This is a genomic window from Janibacter limosus (assembly GCF_004295485.1).
GTDB lineage: Bacteria > Actinomycetota > Actinomycetes > Actinomycetales > Dermatophilaceae > Janibacter > Janibacter limosus_A.
This window is the reverse complement of the sequence record NZ_CP036164.1, coordinates 1,821,498-1,842,247: the sequence shown is the minus strand read 5'-3', so window position 1 is coordinate 1,842,247 and position 20,750 is coordinate 1,821,498. Positions and strand designations below refer to the sequence as shown.

The window sequence follows — 20,750 nt, the reverse complement described above, 5'->3', positions numbered from 1 at the left end:
GAGTGAGCAGCAGCGCATCGACCAGCCGTCGCGCCGGTACGCGGCCCGCTCGCACCCGGATCGAGCAGTGGACGGCCCGCTTCGAGTCGCCGACGACGACCTACTACCTCCTGCTCGGTGTCATCAGCCTGCTCGTCGGCATCGGACTGGTCATGGTCCTCTCGGCGTCGATGATCGTCTCCCTGAGAGAAAACGACTCGTCCTTCACGATCTTCCTCAAGCAGTTCGTCTTCGCTCTCGCCGGTGGGGCCGCCCTGTGGTGGGCCTCGCGGCGCAGTGTGCTCTTCTGGAAACGCTTCGCACTGCCCGCGGTCTTGGTCTCCTTCGTCCTGCTCGGCCTGGTCCTCACCCCGCTCGGCTTCGGGTTCCAGGGCAACCGCAACTGGATCGGTGTCGGGTCGCTGTCGGTCCAGCCGAGCGAGATCGCCAAGATCGGGCTCGTGCTCGGTGGCGCGCTCGTCCTCGAGCGCAAGCGGGAGCTACTCGGCTCGATCAAGCACGCGCTCGTCCCCCTCGTCGCGCCGATAGCCCTGGGCATGGTGCTGCTGGTCATGCTCGGGAACGACCTCGGAACCGCCATGGTCATCGTGGCGATCGTCGTCGGCATGCTCTTCGCGGCCGGGATCCAGCTGCGCTGGTTCGTTCTCGGCGGCGGTGTCCTGGCCGTCCTCGGCTTCCTGGCGGCCAGCATCGGCAACAACCGCATGGAGCGCATCCAGGTCTGGCTCGACCCGGCCCAGTGCGCACCGGGCACGGAGTCCTTCTACGGCATCTGCCGGCAGTCCATCCACGGCCGCTACGCCCTCGCCGACGGCGGCTGGCTCGGTGTGGGCCTCGGGGCCAGCCGCGAAAAATGGGGCTGGCTCGCGGAGCCGTACAACGACTTCATCTTCGCGATCATCGGCGAGGAGCTGGGCCTGCTCGGCACGCTCGCGATCCTCGCGCTCTTCGCCGCCTTCGCCCTGGCCGGTCTGCGGCTCGTGACCCGCACCGACGACTTCTTCGTGCGCATCGCCACCGCCGGCATCTGTACCTGGGTACTCGTGCAGGCGATCATCAACATCGGCGCCGTCATCGGGATGCTCCCGGTCATCGGCGTCCCGCTGCCCTTCGTCTCCTCGGGCGGATCCTCGCTCGTCACCTCGATGCTCGCTGTCGGCGTCCTGCTGAGCTTCGCTCGTGCCGAACCGGGCTGCTCTGAGATGATCGCGGCAAAGCCCTCCCGTGCGCGCGCTCTGCTCGCCCGGTTCCCCAGCAGGAGGACATCCACGCGATGACGCTCACCCGCCCCGCACGCATCCTGCTGGCGGGTGGTGGCACCGCGGGACACGTCTCCCCGCTGCTCGCCCTCGCCGACTGCCTCCGCCGACGTGATCCCGAGGTCGCCATCCTCGCGCTCGGGACGGGCGAAGGGCTGGAGTCGCGCCTCGTCCCCGAGCGCGGGTACGACTTCGCGACGATCCCCAAGGTGCCGCTCCCGCGCCGCCCGTCCGGCGACCTCGTGCGCCTCCCGGTCAACCTGCGTCGCGCCGTGGCCTCAGCGGGTCGCGCCATCGAGCAGATCGACGCCCAGGTCGTCGTCGGCTTCGGTGGCTACGTCTCGACGCCGGCCTACCTCGCCGCCCGCAAGGCCGGCGTGCCGATCGTCATCCACGAGCAGAACGCGCGTGCCGGCATCGCCAACAAGGTGGGGGCGCGGTTCACCGACCACATCGGCGTGACCTTCCCCGGCACCAAGCTGGCCGGCGGTCGGGTCATCGGCATGCCGCTGCGGCCCGAGATCGTCGCCCTCGACCGAGCCGCGGTGCGGGCGCAGGCTCGCGCGGGCCTCGGCCTGCGCGAGGACCTGCCGGTCCTCCTGGTCACCGGCGGATCGCTCGGCGCCAAGCGGCTCAACGACGCCTTCGCCGCCAGCGTCGCCATCCTGCGTGACGCTGGGGTGCAGGTGCTGCACGCCACCGGCGCAGGCAAGGACTTCATCGCGCTCGGCGGTGACGAGTCCGTCCCCTACGTGGTCATGCCCTATGTCGACCGCATGGACCTGGCCTATGCGGCGGCCGACGCCGTCGTCTGCCGTGCCGGGGCCAACACCGTCTGCGAGCTGACCGCGGTCGGCCTGCCCGGTGTCTACGTCCCCCTGCCCATCGGCAACGGCGAGCAGCGGCTCAACGCCGCCGACGTCGTGGCGGCCGGTGGCGGTGTCCTCGTCGAGGACGCCGACGTCGACCCGGCCTGGGTCGCGCGCGAGATCGTGCCCCTGCTGCAGGACCGGTCGCGGCTGGAGGCCATGTCGCTCGCCGCGGCATCGGTCGGTCACCGCGACGCGGACGAGACCCTCGCTGACATGGTCACGCAGGCCTGGCAGGCCGGGGGCAGCCGTGGGTGACACGCCACGGGCTCCTGGGTCGGCTCTGCCTCCGGTCCCGCGCAACCCGCGCTTCGACGTGCTCGCCCCGCGCGTGCCGATCGCCGACCTCGGCGTCGTCCACGTGCTGGCCGCCGGCGGTGCCGGAATGTCAGCGATCGTGCGCCTGCTCCTGGACGCCGGCGTCCGGGTCCGCGGCAGCGACGCCAAGGACTCGCCACTGCTGGAGCGCCTGCGCGAGCGCGGCGCGACGATCTGGGTCGGGCACGACCCCGAGCGCCTCGAGGGGGCCGACACCGTCGTCGTCTCCTCCGCGATCCGCGAGGACAACGCCGAGCTCGCTGCCGCCCGGGCCCGCGGTCTGCGCGTGCTCCACCGCAGCCAGGCACTGGCGTCGGCGATGGGGGAGCAGTCCCGTGTCGCCATCGCCGGTGCCAACGGCAAGACGACCACGAGCTCGATGCTCACCGTCGCCCTGCTCGAGGCCGGCGAGGCCCCCTCCTTCGCACTCGGGGGTGAGCTGTCCACCCAGGGCGTCAACGCTGCCCTGGGGGAGGGCGTGGCCTTCGTCGCGGAGGCCGACGAGTCCGACGGCTCCTTCCTCGCCTACCAGCCCGATGTCGCCGTCGTGACCAATGTCCAGCCCGACCACCTCGACTTCTACGGGGACTTCTCGACCGTCGAGGCGGCCTACCTCGAGTTCGCCGCGACGATCGTCGACGGTGGGCTCCTCGTGGTCTGCGCCGACGACGCGGGGTCGCAGCGACTGGGCCGGCGAGCGTCCGCAGCCGGCCGTCGGGTCGTGCGCTACGGCTTCGCCGACGATGCCGACGTGCGCCTCGTCGACCCGGTGCTCGACGGCACGAGCGCCCGCGCCGTCCTCGTCGAGGCAGGCGTGCGGCGCGAGCTGGCGATCACCGTCCCCGGCCGGCACAACCTGCTCAACGCCGCGGCCGCCTACACAGCGGCGGCCCATGGCCTCGGCGTCGACCCGCAGTCGGTCCTCGACGGGCTGGCCGCCTACGGGGGCACTCGCCGCCGCTTCGAGACCAAGGGCGAGGTCCGCGGGGTCACGGTCGTCGACGACTACGCGCACAACCCCGGCAAGGTCGAGGCGGTCGTGCGCACGGCCAAGGAGATCGCCGGCGAGCACCGGCTCTTCGTCATCTTCCAGCCGCACCTGTACTCGCGCACCCGTGACTTCGCCACGGCCTTCGCCGCGGGGCTCTCGCCGGCCGACGAGATCCTGCTGCTCGACATCTACGGTGCCCGCGAGGAGCCGATGGACGGGGTCACCTCCGAGCTGATCGCCGGCCCCCTCGTGCAGGCCGGCCGCTCGGCCCGGGTCGTCGACGTCGAGACCGCCCTGGCCAGCGTCGCGCACGCCGCGCAGCCCGGCGACCTCGTCCTGACCGTCGGCGCCGGTGACGTCACATGGGTGGGCCCGCAGCTGCTCGAGGTCCTGCATCGATGAGGGCGGGCCGGTGAGCCGGGGGAGCGGCACGAGGGAGGCGACCGAGGAGCGCTTCGCCGAGCGGGCGGCCATGGTGCGCGCGCACCGGGTGCGCCGCTGGGCGGTCGCTCTCCTCGTCGTCGTCGTGCTCCTCGCTCTCGCCTGGGTGGTCGGCTTCTCGTCCGCCCTGGACACCCGCCAGGTCGCGGTCACGGGAGCCGACCCGACCGACCGGCGGCAGGTGGAGCGGATCGCCGAGGACGCGATCGGCACCCCTCTCATGCGGGTGGACGGTGATGCGCTGGCCCGACGGATCACCGAGGAGGTGCCAGGCGCGGCGGCGGTCTCGGTCGACCCGGACTGGCCCCATACCCTCGATGTCAAGGTGACCTCGAGGGTTCCGGCGCTGGCCGTGCGGGCGGGCGGCGGTGCCTACCGACTCCTCGACCTCGAGGGCGTCGTCATCCGGACCGTCTCCACGGCACCGACCGGCGTGCCCACCGTCTCCGCCGATGGCGGGGCGCGGGTCTCCGGTCACGGGGTGCGCGCGGCCCAGGGCATGCTCGCGGCGATGCCGCAGGAGATGCGCCGCACGGTCAAGGGGATCGCGGTCGACTCGGCCGACCAGATCAGCTTCACCCTCGGCTCGACCAAGATCATCTGGGGCGATGACCACACGCCGGAGGTCAAGGTCAAGGTGATCCAGATACTTCTGGCCAAGAAGCCCGAGGTCATCGACGTCTCCGCCCCCGACACGCCGGTGACGAAGGGGTAGTCTGACGACACGCGCGTGCAGCGTTTGCCCCAGCGGCCCGGGCCGCATAACGTCAGCACACATCGAGCGTGACCAAACTGTAACCCTGAAGTTCACCTTGAGTTTCGGGACCAGGACAGCACCGAGCACCAGCAATCAGGAGTCCCCCGTGGCATCAGCCCAGAACTATCTGGCCGTTATCAAGGTCGTCGGCATCGGCGGCGGTGGCGTCAACGCCGTCAACCGGATGATCGAGGTCGGCCTCAAGGGCGTCGAGTTCATCGCGATCAACACCGACGCCCAGGCGCTCCTGATGTCTGACGCCGACGTCAAGCTCGACGTCGGTCGTGAGCTGACCCGCGGGCTCGGTGCCGGCGCGGACCCCGAGGTCGGCAAGAAGGCGGCCGAGGACCACGCCGAGGAGATCGAGGAGGTCATCAAGGGGGCCGACATGGTCTTCGTCACCGCGGGCGAGGGCGGCGGCACCGGCACGGGCGGCGCGCCCGTCGTGGCCAAGATCGCCAAGAGCCTCGGTGCGCTCACCATCGGTGTCGTCACGCGGCCCTTCACCTTCGAGGGTCGTCGTCGGGCCAACCAGGCCGAGTCCGGCATCAGTGCGCTGCGCGACGAGGTCGACACCCTCATCGTCATCCCCAACGACCGGCTGCTCTCGATCAGCGACCGCGCGGTCAGCATGCTCGACGCCTTCCGCAGCGCCGACCAGGTGCTGCTCTCCGGTGTCCAGGGCATCACCGACCTGATCACCACGCCGGGTCTGATCAACCTCGACTTCGCCGACGTCAAGTCCGTCATGCAGGGCGCGGGATCCGCCCTCATGGGGATCGGGTCGGCGAGAGGAGAGGATCGCGCCGTCCAAGCAGCGGAGCTGGCGATCTCCTCGCCGCTGCTCGAGGCCAGCGTCGACGGCGCCCACGGCGTCCTGCTCTCGATCCAGGGTGGCAGCGACCTCGGCCTCTTCGAGATCAACGAGGCCGCCCGCCTCGTGCAGGAGGCCGCCCACCCGGAGGCCAACATCATCTTCGGTGCCGTCATCGACGACGCCCTCGGCGACGAGGTGCGCGTGACGGTCATCGCGGCCGGCTTCGACGGAGGCGCACCCACCCAGCGTCCCGACGACCGGGCGCTCGGTCAGGTCCAGTCCGGCGGCCAGGGCCGTCAGGCCCCCCAGCAGGTCGCCCCGGCGCGGCAGGCGCCGGCGCAGCAGTCCCAGCCCCAGCAGCAGCGACCGGCCCAGGCGCAGCCGCAGCAGGTGCCCGCTCAGCAGCAGGCTCCTCAGCAGGTGCCGGCTCAGCAGGCTCCTCAGCAGGTGCCGGCCCAGCAGGCTCCTCAGCAGGTGCCCGCGCAGCAGGCGGCCCCGGCGCAGCAGCAGGCCGCACCGCCGCGCCAGGTGACCTTCGACGACGGCGACGACCTGGACGTACCCGACTTCCTGAAGTGACCGACGGCTGAGGCCGCACCCGCTCCACCCGAGACCCTCCCTTCGCACGCGTGTCGATCCCTTGCGAAGGGAGGGTCTCTCGCGTGACCCGGCACTCGGGTGGCAGGTGGCTCGACCCCGCAGAGTAGGTTGCAGACGTGTTTGCCTGGAGAGACGACGACGCGGGCCTCGTGCGCGCCTTCACCGACCGCCACGACGGGGTGAGCGTGCCTCCCTTCGCCGGCCTCAACCTCGGCGCGCACGTCGGTGACGAGCCGGCCGCGGTGGCCGCCAACCGGGCTCGCCTCGAGGAGGCGGTCGGCATGCCGACGGTCTGGGCCGACCAGGTCCACGGCAGCGACGTCGTCCACGTGGACGCCGAGCTGCTGCAGGGCCCCCGGACGCCGACCGGTGCCGTGGGCACCGGCGACGCGATGGTCACCGACCTGCCGGGGATCGCGCTCGGCGTGCTCGTCGCCGACTGCACCCCCGTCCTGGTGCACGACGAGGCGAGCGCGCTCGTCGGCGTGGCCCACGCGGGCCGTCCGGGGATGGTCGCCGGCGTCGTCCTGCGCCTCGTCGAGGCCATGCGCGGCCTCGGCGCCACCCGCCTGACCGCCGCGGTCGGCCCCTCCGTCTGCGGCCGCTGCTACGAGGTGCCCACCGAGATGCGCGCCGCCGCCGCGCAGGTCGCTCCCGTCTCGGCCGCGGTCACGTGGTCGGGGACCGCCGCCATCGACGTCGCCAGCGGTGTCGTCGACCAGCTGCAGGGGGCCGGGGTGCCCGTCCAGTGGGTCGCCGGGTGCGCGCGCGAGGACGACGCCTACTTCTCCTACCGGCGCGACGGGCAGACCGGACGCTTCGCCGGGGTCATCGGGAGACGGGCATGACCCAGGAGCCGGGGCGGCGCGAGGAGCTCGCCGCCAACCTCGCCGATGTCGAGGGGCGGATCGCGGCCGCGTGCGCTGCCTCCGGCCGACCCCGCGAGGGCGTGCAGCTGGTCGTCGTGACGAAGTTCTTCCCCCGCAGCGACCTCGACCTGCTCGCCGGGCTGGGCGTCACCGAGATCGGCGAGAACCGTGAGCAGGAGGCGTCCGCCAAGCTGGCCGAAGGGGGGACCCCGCCCGGGGTGCGTACCCACTTCATCGGTCAGCTGCAGTCCAAGAAGGCCACGGCCGTCGCCCGATGGGCCGATGTCGTCCAGTCCGTCGACCGGGACAAGCTCGTCGGTGCGCTGGCCCGGGGTGCCGAGACGGCCGGGCGCGAGGTGACCGCGCTCATCCAGGTCAACCTCGACCCCGATGCCGGGGCCGGGCGTGGGGGAGCGGACCCGTCCGACGTGCCGGCGCTGGCCGACCGGATCGCGGGCAGCTCCCTTCGCCTGGGCGGACTCATGGCCGTCGCCCCGCTCGACGCCGACCCCGACGCCGCCTTCGAGCGGCTCGCGCGGCTGCATCAGCCGCTCCTGGCCGACCACCCGCGGGCCCGCATGCTCTCGGCCGGGATGAGTGGCGACCTCGAGGCCGCGGTGCGTCATGGCGCGACACACCTGCGTGTCGGGACGGCAATCCTCGGAACTCGCCTGTCACACCGGTAACTTCGGTGACACCGACGAGGCAACAGTTTGATGTGAGGATTTGAGGACATGACGGCACTGCGCAACGCGATGGTGTACCTCGGGCTGGCCGAGGACGACAAGCGCTACGACGAGTACGACGAGTACGTCGACGACTACGAGGGCGGCCACGAGCTCGTCGAGGACGAGCGCGCTGCCGAGGTCACTCCGCTGCGTCGTGTCCCGAGCACGCCGGCCGTCCGTGAGGTGGAGGTCACCCCGATGAACCGCATCACGACGATCCACCCGAGCACCTACAACGACGCCCGCGCCATCGGCGAGAGCTTCCGCAGCAGCACCCCGGTGATCATGAACCTCACCGACATGGACGACTCCGACGCCAAGCGCCTCGTCGACTTCGCGGCCGGCCTCGTCTTCGGCCTGCACGGGTCCATCGAGCGCGTGACCAACAAGGTCTTCCTGCTCTCGCCCGAGCACATCGAGGTCGACTCCGAGGGCGGCGAGCCGGTGGCTCCCCGCGCGCTGTTCAACCAGAGCTGACCGCGGCCCCGCCGTCCACTCCCAGCGGGGCCACAGGGCGCCGACCTTAGGCTGGTTGCATGTCGATCGTCCGCAGCGTGCTGCACCTCGTGCTGTACGTCTACTTCCTCATCCTCATCGGGCGCCTCATCCTCGACTGGATCCAGGTCTTCGCGCGCCAGTGGCGCCCCACCGGTGTGATCCTCGTCGTCGCCGAGGCCATCTTCACGGTCACCGATCCACCGCTGAAGGCCCTGCGCAAGGTCTTCAAGCCGCTGCGTCTGGGTGGGATCGCCATCGACGTGTCCTTCCTGGTGCTCATCGTCGCGGTCTCGCTGCTGCTGAGGATCGTCTAGGCTGACGTCGATGCCCGTGCGCGCCGATGCGCGTCACTGGCGTGCAACCTGTCCGATCGCATACGGAGGAACAATGGCGCTCACGCCCGAGGACGTCCTCAACAAGACCTTCACCCAGACCCAGTTCCGTCGTGGGTACGACGAGCGCGAGGTCGACGACTTCCTGGACGAGGTCGTCGCTGAGATGCGCCGCATGGTCAAGGACTCGGAGGACCTTCGGGCCCGCGCCGAGGACGGCGGCCCGACCACGACGTCCAGTGCTGCCGCCCCCGCGGCCGCCGCTGTCGCCGGGTCCGGCAAGGCCGACGAGGCCCTGACCCGCGAGAACCGCGACCTGCGGGCGCGTCTCGACAAGGAGGCCGCGGCCCGCGCCGCAGCCGACAAGCGCATCAGCGAGCTCGAGCAGTCGGGCCGGGCCCGTGACGAGCAGGCCAAGGGCGACGACGCCCGTCTCGGCAAGGCCCAGCAGGGCGCCGACGAGCGCATCGCCACGGTCAACGCTCGCGCCAAGGAGGCCGAGGAGAGCGCGCAGCAGCGCATCGCGGCCGCCAACGCCGCTGCGGACAAGGCCGAGGCGGAGGCCAAGGCCCGCCAGGACGAGTCCGCCAAGGCAGCTGCCGCACAGCCGGTCGCCGACACCGACGGTGGCGCCGGCCAGATGGCTGCCGCTGCGGGTGGTGGCGCCGGCGCGTCCGGTCTCATCGCCCTCGCCCAGCGCCTGCACGACGAGCACGTCGCCGAGGGCACGACCCAGCGCGACAAGCTCATCGCCGAGGCGCAGCGCAAGCACGACGAGCTGGTCGCCAGCGGTCAGGGCAAGCACGACGACTTCGTCCGGACGGGTCAGGCCAAGCACGACGACTTCGTCAAGACGGGTCAGGGCAAGCACGACGAGTTCCTCAAGACCGGTCAGAGCAAGCGCGACCAGTTCGTCGGCGAGGGCACGACCCAGCGCGACAAGCTGATCTCGGACGCCCAGGCCAAGAGCACGACGATGGTCACCGAGGCCGAGGCCCAGCGCAAGAAGATCCTCGACGACCTCAACGAGCAGAAGTCCAGGCTCGAGGCGCAGGTCGCCGAGCTGACCACCTACGAGCGCGACTACCGCCGCAAGCTCAAGGACTTCATCGGCTCCCAGCTGAAGGGTCTGGAGACCAACGCGTCCGTGGCGCCGGAGCCCAGCTCCAAGGTCTGATCTCCACCACGCACGACCCACGAGGCAACCCACGAGGCGGCGGTCTCCCGACATCGGGAGGACGCCGCCTCGTCGGGCCCCGACCCCTGCCGGAGCGCGCGCGACGACACGGGGCTGGTCAAGTCTGATATCTGGGCGAAAACGTCGTACCCTTCGGTGACTCTGCACCGTACTGCGGTACGGGCCCACTGAACTGAGGACGGTCATGGCGGCGAAGAAGACGGCCACGAAGACGCCGGCAGCGAAGGCACCGGTCAAGAAGGCTGCGAGCAAGACCACAGCGACCGCGGCCCCGGCGAAGAAGACCCCGGCGAAGAAGACCGGACCCGGCAAGCTCGCGGTCCGTGAGGACGAGAGCCCCTGGACGGCCAAGGAGCTCAAGGAGGTCCGGGTCGAGCTCGAGTCGGAGATCGAGCGGCTCACCGCCGAGGTCACCGCAGCGGAGACCGACCTGAGCGAGTTCCTCAAGGAGCCCATCGACGGCGCCGGCGACGACCAGGCCGATGCCGGAGCCAAGTCCTTCGAGCGCGAGCACGAGTCGACGCTCGTCGCCGGTGCCCGCGCAGGGCTGGAGCAGAACGTGCGCGCGCTGGCCCGGCTCGAGGACGGGACCTACGGGACCTGCGAGTCCTGCGGCAACCCGATCGGCAAGCTTCGACTGCAGGCCTATCCTCGTGCGACCCTGTGCATGACATGCAAGAGCCAGCAGGAGCGGCGCTGAGCGCCCCACGCACCCCAGACGACGATGGCACCCCGGCGGCGAGCGCCCGCCCCGGGGTGCTGCGTCGGTATGCCCTCGCAGCGATCATCGCCCTGGTGCTGGACCAGGCGTCCAAGGCCTGGGCGCTCGGCGCACTGGCCGACGGCCGGGTCCGCCCACTCATCGGTGACGTGCTCTCCCTTCGCCTGATCCACAACTCCGGGGCCGCCTTCTCCATCGGTGACTCGATGACCTGGGTGATGACGCTCATCGCCGTGGCGGTGACCCTCGCGATCCTGTGGGCCTCCCGACGGGTCGGGTCCATGCGCTGGGCCGTGGCCCTCGGGCTGCTGCTCGGTGGCTCGCTCGGCAACCTCGTCGACCGGTTCTTCCGGGACCCGGGGCCGCTGCGCGGACGGGTCGTGGACTTCATCGACTACGGCGGGCTCTTCGTCGGCAACATCGCCGACATCGCCATCGTCGCCGGGGCGTGCCTGCTCATCTGGCTCGTCTTCAGCAACGTGGGCCTGGACGGGTCCCGGCCCCAGCACGCCGCAGGAGGCGCCACCGATGAGTGAGACCCGCAACGTCCTCGTCCCCGAGGGACTCGAGGGTGAGCGCGTGGACGCCGCGGTGGCCCGCCTCTTCGGTCTCTCTCGCACCCGCGCCGCGGAGATGGCCGCCGACGGGACGATCCTCGTCGATGGTGCCAGCGTGGCGAAGTCGGCCCGGGTCATGGCCGGCTCCCACGTGGAGATCACCCTGCCCTCGGCCGACGAGACCCCCGTCCTCGCCGTCGTCGCCGAGCCCGTCCCCGGCATGCGGATCGTCCACGACGACGACGACATCGTCGTCGTCGACAAGCCCGTCGGGGTCGCGGCGCACCCCAGCGTCGGCTGGTCGGGTCCCGACGTCCTCGGCGGCCTGGCCGCGGCTGGCTACCGCATCTCCACCAGCGGGGCGAGCGAGCGGCAGGGCATCGTCTCGCGCCTGGACGTCGGCACGTCGGGCCTGATGGTCGTGTGCAAGAGCGAGCACGCCTACAGCGTGCTCAAGCGCGCCTTCAAGGAGCGCACCGTCGACAAGACCTACCACGCGCTCGTCCAGGGACTGCCCGACCCGCACGTCGGCACCATCGACGCCCCGATCGGACGCCACCCCAGTGGGGACTACAAGTTCGCGGTCATGGACTCGGGCAAGCACGCGATCACCCACTACGAGCTCCTCGAGGCCTACCGCCACGCCTCCCTGCTCGAGGTGACGCTCGAGACCGGCCGCACCCACCAGATCAGGGTGCACATGGCCGCCCTTCGGCACCCCTGCGTCGGGGACCCGACCTATGGGGCCGACCCCACCCTGGGCAAGAAGCTCGGGCTGGAGCGGCAGTGGCTGCACGCGATGGGACTGGGCTTCGTCCACCCCGGCACCGGCGACTACGTGCACTTCGAGAGCACCTACCCGGACGACCTGCAGACCGCGCTGGACCGCCTCGCCGACATGTCCTGACCGCCTCAGCGCGAAGGGGGAGCCTCCCGTCGCCCGGGAGGCTCCCCCTTCGCTGCGTGCCGGGTCAGTTGACCTGGCGCTCGCGGCCCTCCCAGTAGGGGGCGCGCAGCTTGAACTTCTGCAGCTTGCCGGTCGCGGTGCGGGCCAGCTCGTCGCGGAACTCGATGGAGGTCGGCGCCTTGTAGCCGGCCGCCTTGGACTTGCACCAGGCGATCAGGTCGGCCTCGGTGGCCGTGGAGCCCTCCGAGACGACGACGAGAGCCATGATCGTCTCGCCCCACTTGTCGTGCGGGACGCCGATGACGGCGACCTCGGTCACGTCCGGGTGGGAGAAGAGGACGTCCTCGACCTCGACCGACGAGACATTTTCGCCGCCGGTGATGATGACGTCCTTCTTGCGGTCGCTGATCGTCACGTAGCCGTCGTCGGAGATCGTGCCGCCGTCGCCGGTGTGGAACCAGCCGCCGTCGAAGGTCCGCTCGGTCTCCTCGGGCAGGTCCCAGTAGCCCTCCATGACCACATTGCTGCGGGCGAGGACCTCGCCGCTCTGCTCGTCGACCTTCATCGTGCAGCCGATGGCGGGGGATCCGGCGCGCACGAGCTTGGCGGCGCGATCCTGCGGCGACAGGTCGTCCCACTCGGCGCGGGTGCGGTTGATCGTCAGCAGGGGAGAGGTCTCGGTGAGGCCGTAGATCTGGATGAACTCCCAGCCCAGCTCCTCCTCGACGCGGGCGATCGTCTGCGTGGGCGGCGGCGCGCCGGCGACGATGATGCGTACCGTGTCCCGCCCGGGGATCTCGCCGTCCCACTCGGCCGCCGCCGCCAGCACGGAGTTGACCACGGCCGGGGCCGCGCACATGACGGTCACGCCGTGCTTCTCGACGCGGCGCAGGATCTCGGCGCCGTCGATCTTGCGGATCACGATGTGCTGGGCGCCCACACCCGTCATGGCGTAGGGCATGCCCCAGCCGTTGGCGTGGAACATCGGCAGCGTGTGCAGGTAGACATCACGGTCGCTGATGCCCGCGTGCAGGCCGAAGGTGACCGCATTGGTCCAGATGTTGCGGTGGGTGATCTGCACGCCCTTGGGGCGAGCCGTCGTGCCCGAGGTGTAGTTGATCGTCGCGATGGCCGACTCGTCGGCCTCCCACGGACGCGGCTGGGCCGTCGCGGGGTCGATCCCACCGAAGAGGTGCTCGTCCTCGCCGATGACGAAGGTGTGCTCGGCCGAGACCTCGTCGATGAGGGAGGTCAGCTCGGGGTCGATGTAGAGCACGCGGGCACCGGAGTGCTCGACGATGAACTTGACCTCCTCGGGCGCGAGGCGGAAGTTGATGGGCACCAGGACGCGACCGGAGCCGGAGACGCCGAAGAAGCTGGTGAGCAGTCGGGCCGAGTTGTGCGAGACGACCGCGACCCGGTCACCGACCTCGATGCCCAGCGAGTCCAGGTGAGCCGCCTGTGCGTTGGCGAGCTGACGCATGCGGGCGTAGGTGACGTCCTGCAGGGACGGTGCCGGCTGGTCCGGCTCGTCGACGACGGCGACGCGCTCTCCGTAGACGGCCGCAGCGCGGCCGATGAAGTCGTTGACGGTCATGGGGACGAACATCCCGGGGCCCTCCGTGGGTGTAGACAGCGGTGTCACTCCTGACGTTAGCCCCCCACCGCCTCGGCGGGAAGCAGGCATTCCATCTCGACGCGCCGAGTGTCGGCCGCGAGCGACCGACGGCGTGCGGGGTTGTCGCAGGGGCGATCTAGACTCGGGTCGATGTCCGAGCTGCCGCGTTCCGAAAACTTCGTCCACCTGCACAACCACACCGAGTACTCGATGCTCGACGGGGCTGCGCGGATCAAGGACATGTTCTCGACCGCCCAGGAGATGGGCATGCCGGCGATCGCGATGACCGACCACGGCTACCTCTTCGGGGCGCACGAGTTCTGGAAGACGGCGCAGTCCTACGACGTCAAGCCGATCATCGGGCTCGAGGCCTATGTCGCGCCCGGCACGCACCGCACCGACAAGACCCGCGTCAAGTGGGGCGACGAGCGCACCAACCCCCGTGACGACATCTCCGGTGGTGGCGCCTACACGCACATGACCCTGCTGGCGCGCAACAACACCGGCATGCACAACCTCTTCCGGATGGGCTCGCGGGCCTCGCTCGACTCCGTCTTCGCCAAGTGGCCGCGCCTGGACCGCGAGCTGCTGTCGCAGTACGGCGACGGGCTCGTCGCCACCACGGGCTGCCCCTCGGGCGAGATCCAGACCCGGCTGCGGCTGGGTCAGTACGACAAGGCCGTCGAGGCGGCCTCGGAGTTCCGCGACATCTTCGGCAAGGAGCACTACTTCCTCGAGCTGATGGACCACGGCAACGAGATCGAGCGCCGGGTGCGCGAGGACCTCATGCGCCTGGCCAAGGATCTGCAGCTGCCGCTGCTGGCGACCAACGACCTGCACTACGTCGCCCAGGGCGACGCGATCGCCCAGGACGCGCTGCTGTGCATCAACTCCGGGTCCAAGCTGCACGACCCGGACCGTTTTTCCTTCGACGGTGAGGGCTACTACCTCAAGTCGCCCGCCGAGATGCGTCACCTGTGGCGCGAGCTGCCGGACGCGTGCGACAACACGCTCCTCGTGGCGGACATGTGCGAGGTCTCCTTCGTCGAGGGCGAAGGGCGGTACATGCCGCGCTTCGAGTGCCCTCCGGGGGAGTCGGAGCAGTCCTGGTTCATCAAGGAGATCCAGACCGGGCTCGGCCGCCGCTTCCCCGACGGCATCCCCGAGTACGCGCAGAAGCAGGCCGACTACGAGATCGACGTCATCGTCGGCAAGGGCTACCCCGGCTACTTCCTCGTCGTCGCCGACTTCATCAACTGGGCCAAGGACAACGGCATCCGGGTCGGCCCCGGCCGTGGCTCCGGTGCCGGCTCGATGTGCGCCTACGCCATGGGCATCACCGACCTCGATCCCGTGCCGCACGGCCTGATCTTCGAGCGCTTCCTCAACCCCGAGCGCAAGTCGATGCCCGACTTCGACGTCGACTTCGACGAGCGCCGACGCTCCGAGGTCATCCGCTACGTCTCCGACAAGTACGGCGACGACCGGGTCGCGATGATCGCCACCTACGGCACGATCAAGGCCAAGCAGTCCGTCAAGGACGCCGCCCGCGTCATGGGCCACCCCTTCAACGTCGGCGAGCAGCTGACCAAGGCGATGCCCGCCGACGTGATGGGCAAGGGTGTGCCGCTGGCCAAGATGTGGGACAAGGACCACGACCGCTTCGGCGAGGGGCAGGAGTTCCGCGAGCTCGTCGAGTCGGAGAAGCACCTGGGTGAGGTCGTCGACCTGGCCAAGGGCCTCGAGGGCCTCAAGCGCCAGTGGGGCGTGCACGCCGCCGGCGTCATCATGTCCAGCGAGCCGCTGATCGACGTCATCCCGATCATGCGCCGCCTGCAGGACGGGCAGGTCCTCACGCAGTTCGACTACCCGACCTGCGAGACGCTCGGCCTGGTCAAGATGGACTTCTTGGGTCTGCGCAACCTCACGATCCTCGACGACGCCCTGATCAACATCACGGCCAACCGCGGCGAGGACATCGACCTCGACGCCCTGAGCAAGGACATGACCGACAAGGCGACCTACCGCCTGCTCTCGCGCGGTGACACGCTCGGCGTCTTCCAGCTCGACGGTGGCGGCATGCGCACCCTGCTGCGGCTGATGCAGCCGGACAACTTCGAGGACATCTCCGCCGCCCTCGCGCTCTACCGACCCGGCCCGATGGGTGTCAACGCGCACACCAACTTCGCCCTGCGCAAGAACGGCCGCCAGGAGGTCGTGCCGCTCGACCCGCAGCTGAAGGGCAAGCTCCAGCCGCAGATGGAGGACGCGCTCGGGCCGATCCTGGGCACCACCTACGGGTTGTGCGTCGCGGGCGAGACGCCGATCACCGACGCTGACACCGGCGAGCGGGTCCGCGTGGACGAGCTCGAGCAGCGTGTCCGTGACGGCTTCTTCACCTTCGGGGTGGACGGCGACGGCAAGGTCGTGCGGCGTCGCGTCACCCATTGGTGGCAGATGCCGGACAAGCCCGTCCTCGCTGTCCACACGTCCTCAGGACAGATGCTGCGGCTGTCAGGTGATCACAAGGTCCTGACTCCCCGGGGCTGGGTCCCGGCGGGCGAGCTCGTGCCGGGTGTCGACCGGATCGCCCGGCCGCGAGACGTGCAGGAGTGGACGCATCCGTCGTCGGTGACGCCGGATGAAGCGGCGCTGCTCGGGTATCTCGTGTCCGACGGGTACATCACCCTCTACGAAAACACGTTCATCAGCTCCAGCCCGCAGCTGCGTGCAGAGGTCATCCGTCTCTCCCGCGGGCTCTTCGACGACACCCACCCGGTCGTCGACTGCCTCGATCGCTCCGCGCCCCGGGTGCGCTTCGCGGCATCACCTGCGGGCACGGGCAACGGCGGCAACCAGCAACGCGGCGGCTTCTCCTCCATCGGGATCAACCGATGGCTGCGCGAGCTCGGTTACGTCGACAAGACGACGGCTGCTCACAAGTTCGTCCCTGAGGCCGTCAAGCGAGCGAGTGTCCTGTCGCGCACCCGGATGCTGGCTGCCCTCTGGGACGGGGACGGCCACGTCGGCCAGAAGCTGGCCTACTACAAGACGATCAGCCACCAGCTGGCCACGGACGTCCAGGAGCTGCTCGCCGGCCTCGGCATCCCGTCCCGTGTCGCGCATGCCGACAGCTATGTGTCGGCCCGCCACGGCATCCAGGACGCGTGGACGGTGCACGTCTACGACGAGCGCTTCTGGCAGATCATCACGCCCGTCATGGTCCACCGGAGCAAGATCTCCCCGCGAGATGTGCTGACGAAGGCGTCCCGCAGCCGGGGAGTCGGGCTGGAGCACATGCTCGTCCACGCCGGGGACGTCGTTCGGGCCGCCACGGCGCCGGCAGCCCGCGCCAGCCTGCGGTCAGGGGCAGCCACCCTTCCCGCCCTGCGACGCCACCTCTGGCGTGAGGGACACGTCGACTCCGCCAAGACGACCCATCCCGTGTACGACGGTTCTGGCCTCTACCCGCTCAACGAGACCTCGCTGGCCTACCTCGAGGCCATGGGAACGGCGGAGGACCACTTCGACGCATCCTTCGACTGGGTGCGCGTCGAGCAGGTGGTGACTGGTCCGCCCGAGCCGGTGTACGACATCACCGTCGACGACGTCCACAACTTCGTGTCCACCGGCATGGTGCTCTCCAACTGCATCTACCAGGAGCAGGTCATGGAGATCGCGCAGAAGCTGGCGGGCTACACGCTCGGCAATGCTGATCTGCTGCGTCGTGCCATGGGCAAGAAGAAGAAGGAGGTCCTCGACGCCGAGTACGTCCCCTTCTCCGAGGGGATGAAGGCCAATGGCTACAACGAGGCCTCCATCGCCGCGCTGTGGGGCGTGCTCGTCCCCTTCTCCGACTACGCCTTCAACAAGGCGCACACCGCCGCCTACGGTCTCGTCTCGTACTGGACGGCCTACCTCAAGGCCAACTACCCGGCCGAGTACATGGCGGCGCTGCTGACCTCGGTCGGCGACGACAAGGACAAGTCGGCGCTCTACCTCAACGAGTGCCGCCGCATGGGCATCAAGGTGCTGCCGCCATCGGTCAACGAGTCGGTCGGGACCTTCGCCGCCGTCGGCAGCGACATCCGCTTCGGCCTGCACGCGATCCGCAACGTCGGCCGCAACGTCGTCGACGGGATCGTCTCCGCGCGCGAGGAGAAGGGAGCCTTCACCTCCTTCGACGACTTCCTCGCCAAGTGCCCGGCACCCGTGTGCAACAAGCGCACCATCGAGTCGCTCATCATGGGCGGAGCCTTCGACGACCTCGGGCACCCGCGCCAGGGCCTGGTCATGGTCCACGAGGAGTACGTCGACGCCTTCGTCGGGGTCAAGCGCCAGGAGGCCATCGGCCAGGACTCGCTGTGGGACATGTTCGGCAGCGACGACGACCAGGCCGAGGCGCCCGGTGCCGGCATCGAGGGGATGGGGCTGCGGCCGGTCCCGGACGTCGAGTGGAGCAAGCAGACCAAGCTGACCAACGAGCGCGAGATGCTCGGCCTCTACGTCTCCGACCACCCGCTCTTCGGCGTCGAGCACGTGCTGCAGCGCGCCGCCGACACCTCGATCGCGGCGCTCACCCAGCCCGACTCCGGGGTCAAGGAGGGCAGCCACGTCACGGTCGCCGGCCTCGTCACGGGTCTGAGCGTCAAGCGCACCAAGAAGGGCGACCTCTGGGCGATCGCGACCGTCGAGGACCTCGAGGGCGCGATCGAGTGCCTCTTCTTCCCCAAGACCTACCTGACGGTGCAGACGATGCTCACCCAGGACATCGTCGCCGTCGTGCGTGGCCGGGTCAATGCGCGCGACGACACGGTCTCGCTGTATGCGGAGGACCTGACGATCCCCGAGATCACCGACGGTCCCCGCGGGCCCGTCGTGCTCACCCTCGACTACGCCCGGGCGACGACCGGGCGCATCGAAGAGGTCAAGCAGGTGCTCGCCCAGCACCCCGGCAGCACTGACGTGCAGATCAAGCTCGTCCAACCCGGCCGCTCGGTGACGATGTCCGTCGACGCGAGCTATCGGGTCGAACCCACCGAGGCGCTGATCGGCGACCTCAAGGTCATCCTCGGAGCACGGGCGGTATCAGCATGAGTGCAGCACCGGGGCAGCGCCCCACACCTCCCATCGCGGCGCAGCAGCCGTGGACCCGCACCCACCACGGCGAGGACGTCGCCGACCCCTACGAGTGGCTGCGTGACGGCGAGGCTCCCGAGGTCATCGCGCACCTCGAGGCCGAAAATGTCTACGCCGAGGCGACCACGGCGCACCTGGCCCCCCTTCGTCAGCGGCTCTTCGACGAGATCAAGGAGCGCACCCTCGAGACCGACCTGAGCGTGCCCGTCGCCGCCGGGGAGTGGTGGTACTACGCCCGCACCGTCGAGGGCAGCCAGTACGCGATCCAGTGCCGTGCGCCGCTCACCGACCGCGCGGCCGTCCCCGAGCTGGACCCCACGCAGCCGCTGCCGGGCGAGCAGGTGCTCCTCGACGGCAACGAGCTCGCGCAGGGGCACGAGTTCTTCTCCCTCGGCGGCTTCGAGATCAGCGCCGACCACTCCCGGATGGCCTACGCGGTCGACGTGACCGGAGACGAGCGCTTCGACGTCGTCGTCATGGACATCGCCACGCGTGAGGTCCTCGACCAGGCCGTGACCGGGGCCGGCTACGGGCTCGCGTTCTCCCACGACGCCCGCCACCTCTTCCACATCACCGTCGACGACGCATGGCGCCCGCACGAGGTGTGGCGCCACGAGGTCGGCACCGCCCGCGAGGCCGACACCCTCGTGCACCGCGAGGACGACGAGCGTTTTTGGATGGGTCTGGGCGCCAGCCGCGATGAGCGGTGGATCATGCTCGGCCTCGGCAGCAAGACCACCTCCGAGGTCCACCTCATCGACGCCCACGACCCCACAGGTCCCATGCGCTGCGTCGCCCCCCGGCGCGATGGCATCGACTACGACATCGAGCCCGCCGACGACCACCTGCTCATCGTGCACAACGAGCGCCAGCCCGAGGGCGACCTCGCCTGGGCACCGCTCGACGCCACCAGCCACGAGCAGTGGCAGCCCCTGCTCGAGCGCGCGGAGGGCGAACGCTTCGTCGGGATCGACGCCTTCGACGACTTCGCGGTCCTGTCGCTGCGCGCTGACGGGCTCCCGGCGCTACGGATCCTGCCGCGGGTCGCGCGCTCGGCTCCCTTCGTCGGGTCTGACTACGGCTCGCCGACCATCGTGGGCTTCGACGACGAGCTGCACAGCGTGGCCCTCGGTCCGGTCTCGGATCCTGACGCCGACCGCATCCGCGTCATCCACGAGTCGTGGGTGGCGCCGCGCTCCGTCCTCGACGTCGTCGTCGCGACGGGGGAGCGCACCGTCCTCAAACGCCAGCCCGTGCTCGGCGGCGTCGAGCTGAGTGACTACGAGCAGCAGCGCACCTGGGCGACCGCGCCCGATGGCACGCAGGTCCCGGTGTCGCTCGTCATGCGCCGCGGCACCGTTGCCGACGGCACCAACCCCGGACTGCTGTACGGCTACGGCAGCTACGAGATGAGCTTCGACCCGTACTTCTCGATCGCTCGGCTGTCGCTGCTCGACCGAGGGCTGGTCTACGCCGTGGCGCACGTGCGCGGTGGCGGTGAGCTCGGTCGGCACTGGTACGACGACGGCAAGATGCTGGCCAAGCGCAACACCTTCACCGACTTCGTCGCGGCGGCCGAGCACCTCCACGAGACCGGCTGGGTGGCCCGTGAACGCCTCGCTGCCGAAGGGGGGTCCGCCGGCGGTCTGCTGGTCGGTGCAGCGACCAACCTCGCACCCGATCGCTTCGTGGCCGTGCTCGCGGCAGTGCCCTTCGTCGATGCGCTGACCACGATCCTGCGCCCCGACCTGCCACTGACGGTGGGCGAGTGGGAGGAGTGGGGCAACCCGCTGTCGGACCCCGAGGTCTATGCCTACATGCGCGGGTACAGCCCCTACGAAAACATTGCGCCCGTGAAGTACCCGACAATCCTCGCCACGACCTCCCTGCACGACACCAGGGTCTACTTCACCGAGCCGGCCAAGTGGGTGGCCCGGCTGCGCGAGGTCACCGCGCACGATGCCGAGCGTCCGATTCTGCTGCGCACGGAGATGAGCGCCGGGCACGGTGGCCGCTCGGGCCGCTATGACGCCTGGGAGCAGACGGCCTGGGAGTGGGCGTGGTTGCTCGAGCAGGTCGGCGCCGACACCCTCAACCCGTGACGCGCTGAGCCCCCGACGTGGTCGACCCC

General features: G+C 70.1%; 16 protein-coding genes. 15 read left to right on the top strand and 1 reads right to left on the bottom strand.

All coding sequences use genetic code 11. From position 1 onward, the window contains the following. Nucleotides 1–2 precede the first annotated feature (2 nt). From ftsW to EXU32_RS08775, 13 genes are all read left to right on the top strand, one after another. Nucleotides 3–1,277, top strand: coding sequence for a putative lipid II flippase FtsW (gene ftsW / locus EXU32_RS08835; RefSeq protein ID WP_130629568.1), 1,275 nt, complete (start codon nucleotides 3–5; stop codon nucleotides 1,275–1,277). After that, entirely contained in the window at nucleotides 1,274–2,386 is a 1,113-nt protein-coding gene (gene murG, locus EXU32_RS08830) for an undecaprenyldiphospho-muramoylpentapeptide beta-N-acetylglucosaminyltransferase (protein ID WP_130629567.1), read from the top strand. The genes ftsW and murG overlap by 4 nt, the downstream gene beginning before the upstream one ends. Continuing rightward, on the top strand, nucleotides 2,379–3,839 hold the full coding sequence (murC, locus tag EXU32_RS08825) for a UDP-N-acetylmuramate--L-alanine ligase (protein ID WP_431603024.1): 1,461 nt from the start codon (nucleotides 2,379–2,381) through the stop codon (nucleotides 3,837–3,839). Before murG ends, murC begins: the two co-directional genes overlap by 8 nt. 10 nt (nucleotides 3,840–3,849) lie before the next feature. Continuing rightward, entirely contained in the window at nucleotides 3,850–4,593 is a 744-nt protein-coding gene (locus tag EXU32_RS08820; protein WP_130629566.1) for a cell division protein FtsQ/DivIB, read from the top strand. Nucleotides 4,594–4,741: 148 nt separating this feature from the next. Then, nucleotides 4,742–6,031, top strand: coding sequence for a cell division protein FtsZ (gene ftsZ, locus EXU32_RS08815; protein ID WP_130629565.1), 1,290 nt, complete (start codon nucleotides 4,742–4,744; stop codon nucleotides 6,029–6,031). A 137-nt stretch (nucleotides 6,032–6,168) separates the two neighbouring features. Then, the gene (locus EXU32_RS08810; protein WP_242612737.1) at nucleotides 6,169–6,900 is read left to right on the top strand and encodes a polyphenol oxidase family protein; all 732 of its coding nucleotides are present in this window, start codon (nucleotides 6,169–6,171) and stop codon (nucleotides 6,898–6,900) included. Beyond that, nucleotides 6,897–7,607 (top strand): YggS family pyridoxal phosphate-dependent enzyme, encoded by a 711-nt coding sequence (locus EXU32_RS08805; RefSeq protein WP_130629564.1) that lies wholly within the window; start codon nucleotides 6,897–6,899, stop codon nucleotides 7,605–7,607. Before EXU32_RS08810 ends, EXU32_RS08805 begins: the two co-directional genes overlap by 4 nt. Nucleotides 7,608–7,655: 48 nt before the next feature. After that, nucleotides 7,656–8,126 (top strand): cell division protein SepF, encoded by a 471-nt coding sequence (locus EXU32_RS08800; protein ID WP_130629563.1) that lies wholly within the window; start codon nucleotides 7,656–7,658, stop codon nucleotides 8,124–8,126. A 59-nt stretch (nucleotides 8,127–8,185) separates the two neighbouring features. Next, the gene (locus tag EXU32_RS08795) at nucleotides 8,186–8,461 is read left to right on the top strand and encodes a YggT family protein (RefSeq protein WP_130629562.1); all 276 of its coding nucleotides are present in this window, start codon (nucleotides 8,186–8,188) and stop codon (nucleotides 8,459–8,461) included. A gap of 73 nt (nucleotides 8,462–8,534) precedes the next feature. Further along, nucleotides 8,535–9,656, top strand: a complete 1,122-nt coding sequence (locus tag EXU32_RS17610; protein WP_207233768.1) for a DivIVA domain-containing protein — start codon at nucleotides 8,535–8,537, stop codon at nucleotides 9,654–9,656. A 205-nt stretch (nucleotides 9,657–9,861) separates the two neighbouring features. After that, nucleotides 9,862–10,377 (top strand): TraR/DksA family transcriptional regulator, encoded by a 516-nt coding sequence (locus EXU32_RS08785; RefSeq protein WP_130629561.1) that lies wholly within the window; start codon nucleotides 9,862–9,864, stop codon nucleotides 10,375–10,377. After that, the gene (gene lspA / locus EXU32_RS08780; protein ID WP_242612736.1) at nucleotides 10,350–10,934 is read left to right on the top strand and encodes a signal peptidase II; all 585 of its coding nucleotides are present in this window, start codon (nucleotides 10,350–10,352) and stop codon (nucleotides 10,932–10,934) included. Before EXU32_RS08785 ends, lspA begins: the two co-directional genes overlap by 28 nt. Next, on the top strand, nucleotides 10,927–11,862 hold the full coding sequence (locus EXU32_RS08775) for an RluA family pseudouridine synthase (RefSeq protein ID WP_130629560.1): 936 nt from the start codon (nucleotides 10,927–10,929) through the stop codon (nucleotides 11,860–11,862). The genes lspA and EXU32_RS08775 overlap by 8 nt, the downstream gene beginning before the upstream one ends. 64 nt (nucleotides 11,863–11,926) lie before the next feature. Here the strand turns inward: EXU32_RS08775 and EXU32_RS08770 are convergent, their stop codons facing one another. Beyond that, nucleotides 11,927–13,459 carry an AMP-binding protein gene (locus tag EXU32_RS08770; protein WP_242612735.1) on the bottom strand — a complete coding sequence of 511 codons (1,533 nt, stop codon included), beginning with the start codon at nucleotides 13,457–13,459 and terminating at the stop codon, nucleotides 11,927–11,929. A gap of 171 nt (nucleotides 13,460–13,630) precedes the next feature. Here EXU32_RS08770 and dnaE point away from each other — a divergent pair, with 171 nt between their 5' ends. After that, nucleotides 13,631–18,577: a DNA polymerase III subunit alpha gene (gene dnaE / locus EXU32_RS08765; protein WP_130629558.1), complete on the top strand. Its 4,947-nt coding sequence runs from the start codon at nucleotides 13,631–13,633 to the stop codon at nucleotides 18,575–18,577. Continuing rightward, the gene (locus tag EXU32_RS08760; RefSeq protein WP_130629557.1) at nucleotides 18,574–20,721 is read left to right on the top strand and encodes a S9 family peptidase; all 2,148 of its coding nucleotides are present in this window, start codon (nucleotides 18,574–18,576) and stop codon (nucleotides 20,719–20,721) included. The genes dnaE and EXU32_RS08760 overlap by 4 nt, the downstream gene beginning before the upstream one ends. Nucleotides 20,722–20,750: the final 29 nt, after the last annotated feature.